At 68.1% G+C, this 3,679-nt stretch carries 1 protein-coding gene; it reads left to right on the forward strand.

Going from position 1 to position 3,679, the window contains the following annotated elements; genetic code table 11:
* Positions 1-101 precede the first annotated feature (101 nt).
* On the forward strand, positions 102-3,679 hold a 3,578-nt coding region (locus ACFWF2_RS33430), incomplete at its 3' end, for an SDR family NAD(P)-dependent oxidoreductase (RefSeq protein ID WP_379311478.1).

A 3,679-nucleotide genomic window follows, 5' to 3' on the forward strand; every position in this document is an offset into this window, starting at 1 on the left:
CGTTGCGGCGGGGTGTGGTGCCTGCGTCGTTGCATGTGGGTGAGTTGTCGTCGTATGTGGATTGGTCTGTGGGTGGGGTGGAGGTGGTGTCGGAGGCTCGTGTGTGGCCTGAGACCGGCCGGGCGCGTCGGGCCGGGGTGTCGTCGTTCGGTATCAGTGGGACGAATGCGCATGTGATCGTGGAGCAGGCGCCTGTGGAGGAGGCGCCTGAGGTGGAGGCGCCTGAGGTGGAGGTGTCTGGTGTTGGTGTGGTGCCGTTGGTGTTGTCGGGTAAGACTTCTGAGGCGTTGCACGCCCAAGCCACCGCACTGCTGTCGCATCTGAACGAGTTCCCTGACCTCGCTCTGCCTGATGTCGGGCGGTCACTGGTATCGACGCGGGCACGCCTCGATCATCGTGCGGTCGTGCTCGGTACGGGCCGTGACGAGGTGATCGCGAGACTGTCGGCACTGGCGACAGCTCAGGTGTCCAGTGATGTGCTGGTCGGTCGGGCACGTTCCGGTCGCATGGCTGTGCTGTTCTCGGGTCAGGGTTCGCAACGAGTGGGAATGGCCCGGGAGTTGTACACGGCTTTTCCGGTGTTCGCGTCGGCGTTCGACGCGGTGTGCGCGGTGGCGGATCCGTTGCTGGGTCGGTCGCTGCGCGAGCTGGTCTTCGAGGGTGACGAGCAGGTGCTGGAGCAGACGGAGTTCGCGCAGCCCGCGTTGTTCGCGGTCGAGGCGGCGCTGTTCGCGCTTGTCGAATCACAGGGTGTCGCACCGGATTACGTGCTTGGGCATTCGGTGGGGGAGATCACCGCCGCGTACGTGGCCGGTGTGCTGTCCCTTCCGGACGCGGCACGGTTGGTGGTGGCCAGGGGACGATTGATGCAGGCATTGCCGTCCGGTGGGGCGATGGTGGCGGTGCGGGCGTCGGAGGCCGAGGTGCGGCCGGTGCTGTCGGGCGACGTGGACATCGCGGCGATCAATGGTCCGGAATCGGTCGTAGTGTCCGGCTCGGACGCTGCGATAGAACCGGTGGTGGCGCATTTCCGGCGGCTGGGGCGTAAGACGTCGCGGTTGCGGGTATCTCATGCGTTCCATTCACCGTTGATGGAGCCGATGCTCGAAGAGTTCGCGGCGATTTGTGCGCAGTTCGAATTCGCGCTTCCCCGAATCGGTGTGGTGTCGAATGTGACCGGCGACCTGATCTCGGCGGAGATCTGCGCCCCGGAGTATTGGGTGCGCCATGCGCGGGACGCGGTGCGTTTCGGCGAGGGGGTCGAGGCGCTTGTGCGACAGGGTGTGACGCGCTTTCTGGAGTTGGGTCCGGATGCTGTGTTGGCGTCGTTGGTGCGTGAGTGCGGCGTGGGTACCGATGCGGTGGTCGCGGCGGCGATGCGTGGGGGGCGCGACGAGACGCGGGTGCTGCTGGAGGGATTGGGGCAGTTGTGGGTGGCGGGTGTCGATGTGAGCTGGGGTGCTGCTATGGGCGGCGGCGAGTTGGTGGACCTGCCTACGTATCCCTTCGAGCGGGAGCGTTACTGGCTGGAATCCGGAGTGCCATCGGATTCGGTGCCGGGGGTGGACGGGGAGTTCTGGGATCTCGTCGACAACACCGACATCGACGACGTCGGCCGGACACTCGGCGTTGATCCCGATGCCTCTTTGCACGAGGTGATGCCGGCGCTCGCACAATGGAATCGACGTCGTTCCACCGAGACGACCCTGGACTCGTGGCTGTACGAGGAGCACTGGCGTCCGGTACCGACGCCGACCCGCCGCCCGATCGGCACCTGGCTGCTCGCGACCGACGACGAGTCGTTTGCCGACCGGGTGCGCACCGAGCTCGGTCGGTCGGCGCAGGTTCTTCGTCTCGATCTGGACGGTGATCGAACGAGACTGGCCGACAGCCTGCGAGCACTGCCGCCGGTCCAGGGCGTGCTCGCCATGTTTGTGCGGGATTCCGTGCCGGATCCGTCGCACGATGTGGTTCCGCTCGCGCTGTCGCGGATGATCGTTCTGATCCAGGCGCTGGGAGACGCCGCAATCGATGCTCCCCTGTGGACCGTCACCCGCGGTGCCGTGTCGGTGTCGCCGACCGATCCGCCACCGGTCCCGGCCCAGACACAACTATGGGCGGTCGGTCGTGTCGCGGCACTGGAACACCCAGACCGCTGGGGCGGTTTGATCGACCTCCCCGCCGTCGCCGATGACGACGCGCACGCTGTGCGGCGGTTGACCGCCTTGCTGTCGGGCGCGGGCGTCGAGGACCAGGTGGCCATCCGCGCCTCCGGTGTCCTGGCCCGTCGGCTGGCGCATGCCGACCGACCGGCGAGTGGCCCCGCGCAACTCAGCGGCACCGTACTGATCACCGGCGGCACCGGCGGAATCGGCGCCAATCTGGCGCGCTGGGCATGTGCCAACGGCGCCGCGCACGTCGTGCTGGTCAGCCGACGCGGCGATGCCGCGCCCGGAGCCATGGAATTGCTCGCCGAGCTGCGCGCCTACGATGCTGAAGTCACGGTCGCGGCATGCGATATCACCGATCGAGGAGCTGTGGCCCGACTGCTCGACGGTCTGCGGCAGCCGTTGACCACGGTTCTCCATGCCGCCGGTGTCGCGCGTTTCGTGCTCCTGGATCAGCTCACCCTTCCCGGCCTCGCCGAAGAGATCAGCGCGAAGGTCCGCGGCGCGGAACTGCTGGACGAGCTGACGCGCGGGTACCCGATCGAGGCGTTCGTGCTGTTCTCCTCGGGTGCCGCCGCCTGGGGGAGCGGACAGCAGGGCGCCTACGCGGCCGGGAATGCTCACCTCGACGCACTCGCGCGGCGTCGCCGTGCCGAAGGGCTCCCCGCTACCGCGGTGGCGTGGGGCAGCTGGGCCGGGGGAGGCATGGCCGCCACGGCGGAAGCCGACGCGCTGCTGACCCGAAATGGCCTGCGGGCCATGGGCCCCGAGCTCGCGATCGAGGCGATGTGGCGCGCGGTCCGTTCGGGCGCCCCACACCAAGTGGTGGCCGACATCGATTGGACCAGATTCGCGCCGCCGTTCACCAGCGCGCGACCCAGCCCGCTCATCGACGACCTACCCGAGGTTCGGACCCTCGCCGACCAGGAATCCGGGCCCACAGCGACCTCGCTGTTCGGCGCCGCGGCCGACGATGATCTGCTCGATCGCCTCGTCGTCGACGAGGTCGCCGCGACGCTGGGATGTGCCGCCGCGAAAGTCGACGTCGAGCGCGCGTTCAAAGAGCTCGGTTTCGACTCGCTCGCGGCCGTCGAGTTCCGCGACCGGCTGTCCATGGCGACCGGTCGTACGCTGCCGTCGACCCTGACCTTCGACTACCCGACGCCGGCGGCGGTCGTCGGTTATCTGCGCGATGCCGTCGTCGGTACAGCGGTGGAAGCCGCGGACCGGGCCGCTGCACCCGACGCGGACGACGTCGCGATCGTTGCGATGGCATGCCGGTACCCGGGTGGCGTCACCTCGCCCGAGCAGCTGTGGGCGCTGGTGGCCGACGGTGCTGAGGCCGTCGGAGATTTTCCCGCCGACCGCGGCTGGGATCTGACCGGAATTCCGCCGACGGGTGGTGGATTTCTCTACGAGGCCGCGGATTTCGATGCCGCGTTCTTCGGTATCTCGCCGCGTGAGGCGTTGGCGATGGATCCGCAGCAGCGGTTGTTGCTGGAGTCGTCGTG

The sequence above is a fragment of the Nocardia sp. NPDC060259 genome (assembly GCF_042728775.1).
Lineage (GTDB): Bacteria > Actinomycetota > Actinomycetes > Mycobacteriales > Mycobacteriaceae > Nocardia.